Source organism: Bacillota bacterium, assembly GCA_012727955.1.
Taxonomy (GTDB): Bacteria; Bacillota; Limnochordia; order DTU087; family JAAYGB01; genus JAAYGB01.
In genome coordinates this window covers 1-3319 of the sequence record JAAYGB010000044.1, presented here as the reverse complement: position 1 = coordinate 3319, position 3319 = coordinate 1, and the positions used below count along the sequence as shown (strand labels likewise).

At 52.0% G+C, this 3319-nt stretch carries 5 protein-coding genes; 4 read left to right on the top strand and 1 reads right to left on the bottom strand.

Annotated elements, in window-relative coordinates; all coding sequences use genetic code 11:
* Nucleotides 1-197 (top strand): hypothetical protein (locus tag GX030_08055; GenBank protein ID NLV92330.1); only part of this gene is annotated, 197 nt, incomplete at its 5' end.
* A gap of 154 nt (nt 198-351) precedes the next feature.
* On the opposite strand, the gene GX030_08050 is transcribed toward GX030_08055, so the two are convergent.
* Nucleotides 352-624 carry a hypothetical protein gene (locus tag GX030_08050; GenBank protein NLV92329.1) on the bottom strand — a complete coding sequence of 91 codons (273 nt, stop codon included), beginning with the start codon at nt 622-624 and terminating at the stop codon, nt 352-354.
* Nucleotides 625-863: 239 nt separating this feature from the next.
* Between GX030_08050 and GX030_08045 the strand changes: the two genes are divergently transcribed.
* The 3 genes from GX030_08045 to GX030_08035 form a co-directional block, all read left to right on the top strand.
* The gene (locus GX030_08045) at nt 864-2057 is read left to right on the top strand and encodes a hypothetical protein (protein ID NLV92328.1); all 1194 of its coding nucleotides are present in this window, start codon (nt 864-866) and stop codon (nt 2055-2057) included.
* 299 nt (nt 2058-2356) lie between these two features.
* A complete protein-coding gene (locus GX030_08040) occupies nt 2357-2782 on the top strand; it encodes a hypothetical protein (GenBank protein NLV92327.1) in 426 nt (141 codons plus the stop codon).
* A partial coding sequence (locus GX030_08035; GenBank protein ID NLV92326.1) for an ABC transporter substrate-binding protein occupies nt 2700-3319 on the top strand: 620 nt, incomplete at its 3' end. The genes GX030_08040 and GX030_08035, both read left to right, overlap by 83 nt.

The window sequence follows — 3319 nt, the reverse complement described above, 5'->3', positions numbered from 1 at the left end:
TTATGGGTGGGATCGACGTTCGGGTCTTGTACTCTAACGATCGGGAGAAAATCGATCAGGAGCTAGAGACCAAGATCCCCGAGGTTATGGGGAATTACGGATACGTGCTCCACAGCGATCACTCCATTCCCGAGACCGTGGAGTATGAGACCTACCGGTATTTTGTCGATAGGGGATGGGAGTTAGGAACTTACTAGATACAGATAAACACAGCGCTCCTGTCTTCGGCTCATTTCGGGGAAAATCCCAGGTCCATGAGTTGAGCAAAATGACTGGAGCGCGTCGTATATATGAAATCTGCAGATGTGTGAAGCGATATGTAGCGCAGGTTAGCCTTGGGCCTGTAACGGTCTAACCCTGTGCTTTACCCTGTTGCAGTTTGCGGTTACGGAGAAACAGGACCATATCTGTGCCTACCATGAAAAAGTTGAGGATATACAGGTAGATCACATAGTCAAAACTGTAGAAGGCCTTATGCAAGATTCCAGCGATATAGCCCAGCAGCAGGATACCTAAGAAGACAAAACTCTTTCCCTCAACGGACTTTGAGGTATAGGACTTGTAAATCGAAAAGGGCCAGGCTGCTCCAAAACACAACAGCATCAACACTTCAAAAATGCTCATCCTTTCTCACCTCCTTTTTTCCAACTAGCCTCCCAGGTCGCGACGAGATGGGCACCCTCTATGGCTAGAATGCACCCACCGATCTTCTCTGCCACCACATTAACCTCCTGCACTTGCACTGGATCCCCAAGAGGAAGTATTCCAAGCTTGATCGAAGTATGCCAAGGGCTAACCACCGAGTATCATGCTCGTTTTCCGGTAGACAAAGGTCAGCGAGAATAAAGATAGGGTGAAAGCAAATGGGACAAGAGCGTCAGCTAAACAGCGTGGTAGTGACCGTTGGGAGAAGCGGTGCCGATATCTGCGGTCAAGATGGCAGAGCTTTGCAGGCGGCGGTGGACTATGTCGGTAACCTGGGTGGTGGAGTTGTCAAGATCCTGCCTGGAGAGTATGTGATGTCAGACTCATTGCACCTGAGCTCCGGGGTAACGGTAAAGGGCTCTGGGCCTGACACAGTGTTGGTGAAAAGCCCCGGTGTGTCATCACCCTTGGTGCTAGATGGAGACTACGGCGAGGAAGAGATTACCCTAGCGGACCCCTCGGGTTTTTACCCCGGTATGGGAGTGAGCATCAAGGATGATCGAGCGGTAGGATGCTGGCACACCACGGTGGCTACAATTACCGGGCAAGATGGCAATCGCTTTGCAATTAGCCGCCCAATGGTCCTGGATTATCTTGTGAGCAGCAACGCAAGGGTAGACAACGCCTTCCCAGTGATCAGTGCCCGCGACGTAGAGAACGTTGGGATTGAGAACCTCCGAGTCGAAGGCAGCAAAGACAGCAATGTGCTGCTGTCGGGGTGCCGAGGCGCAGGAATCTATTTGTATCGAGCGGATAATGTCACCATCCGGGATTGTATCGTCGAGAACTTCAACGGCGATGGCATCAGCTATCAAAAGTGTGCCGATGTGGTCATCGAGAACTGCCGAATCGCACATAACACCAGCTTTGGGCTCCATCCCGGCAGTGGCAGCCAACGCCCGATAATTCGCGGCTGCCAGGTAACGGACAACGGGATTATCGGATTGTTTGTCTGTTGGCGGGTCAAGCATGGGTGCTTTGAAAACAATGTGTTTAGCCGCAATGGTCATGTCGGCCTTTCCATTGGACACAAAGACACCGACAATATCATTCGCAATAATGAAATCAGCGGCAACGGAGACTATGGAATTCACTTCCGCGAGGAACTGGAGGCCATGGCCGCCCATAGGAATCTGGTGGAAGGCAACCGCATCTATGACAATGGTAATGAACAATCGGGTTACGGCATTCGCATCGACAGCAGGGTGCACGGAGTGGTCCTGAGAGACAATATTATCGGCAGTGACAACGGGGATTCGGTGCAAAGGTACGCCGTGTACAAGACCGAGGCCGAGGCTCAGGTAACGCTGCAGGGTAATCAAATCTGGGGCACTTGTGTCGGTGTCGATTAGGATTCTCTCAGCAACCTGATCAAAAGGGATTAGGGGAATTTGCGAAATGGAAGCTGGCTTAGCCGGCTTCCATTTTCTATATTTTAGAGTCAATTCACAAAAATGGACGAGATAAGGCAGGCATTGCTCCTGGGGATTACAAGAATAAAATTAGTCGGTATTCACTCGGCGCAAAGCTCTTTGGTATAGGAATCCAGGCACCTTGCCGGGGGGGCGGGGGAAGCCCGGAGGTTCAATACAGCCTGTTTGCATCCTGTAGCGCGGCGAATGTTCCTAAGTAAATTTGAGGAGGGATTTGTGTGACAGGAATTGGTAGGCAGACCGGTTTGCTGCTCTTGATTTTGACCCTGGTCCTGGCCATGTCCACGGCTGTTTTGGCTCAAGTCGGTCCCGACATCCCCCGAGAGGAGACCTTGATTGTCGATATCCTGTCGGGCAGGGTACCTAATCCGACGCGATTTAACCCTTGGGCTCCCGGCACCACTGCCGATGCCGGTATTCACCAGTTCATGGGTGAGTCCTTCTGGTGCGTGGAGTACGCCCAAGGGGAAATTATCAACGTATTAGCCAAGTCGCCACCAATTTACAACGACGATTTTACAGAAATGACCGTAGAACTGCGAGAGGGCATCTATTGGAGCGATGGAGTGGAGTTCACCGCCGAAAGACGTGATCTTTACCATCGAGACTCTAAAGGCCAATCCCGGCATGAGCTACAGTATTGAGCTGGGGATGTATGTCGACGAGATCTACAAAACCGACGACTACACCGTGGTTTTTGAGTTGGCAGAACCCAACTCTCGCTTCCACACCTACTTCCTGGATCGCTGGGGAGCCTGTCGGTTCATGCCCAAACACATCTGGGAGGGAGTAGAAGATCCCATCACCTTTAACAACTACCCACCGGTAAGCCTGGGTCAATATGCCCTGAAGCAAATCGATCCCGGTGGTTATTGGTTCCTGTGGGAACGCCGGGAAGATTGGGATCGGACTGCCGTGGGGCAGTTGTACGGCAAGCCAGCCCCAAGGTATGTCCTATTCCATTACTACGGCGCCCCTGAGACCAAGGTGATTGCCCAATCGAGGCACGAGCTGGATATGTGTGACCTGACGGCAGAAAGCCTCCAGGCAGCCCTAGGCAACCCCGGATTTCGCAGCTACCGCACCGATTACCCCTGGATCGTCAACATCGATCCCTGTATCACCGGACTTACCCTGAACACCCTGCGGGAACCCTTTGACAACAAAGATGTTCGCTACTG